Source organism: Lederbergia ruris, from assembly GCF_018332955.1.
GTDB classification, from domain to species: Bacteria; Bacillota; Bacilli; order Bacillales; family Bacillaceae_C; genus Lederbergia; species Lederbergia ruris.
Map to the genome: position 1 here is coordinate 1 of NZ_BORB01000131.1, position 327 is coordinate 327.

The 327-nt window shown below is 34.3% G+C and carries 1 protein-coding gene; it reads left to right on the forward strand.

Going from position 1 to position 327, the window contains the following annotated elements; genetic code table 11:
* Positions 1-327: transposase (locus KI363_RS21745; RefSeq protein ID WP_212967625.1), on the forward strand; the 327-nt coding region annotated here is incomplete at both ends.

A 327-nucleotide genomic window follows, 5' to 3' on the forward strand; every position in this document is an offset into this window, starting at 1 on the left:
CGGCGAAATACATAGGTAGGTATTTGGCTAGACCAGCTATTGCAGAATATAGAATATTAAAATATGATGGGGAAACTGTTCATTTTTGGTATGAAGATCACCAAACTGAGAAAAGGGTGGATGAAACTCTTTCTGTATATAGATTTCTTTATAAAATAATACAACATATTCAACCTAAGCATTTTCGAATGGTGGGTCGTTTTGGTTTGTACAGCAGAAGATCTTATAAAAAGGCTAATCAGGTATTGAGCCTTCATGCTTTTATGAGAACAAAGCAACTTTCCTTATTACTTGAGAGGAAAAAGAAGAAGAAAACCTATAGACAGC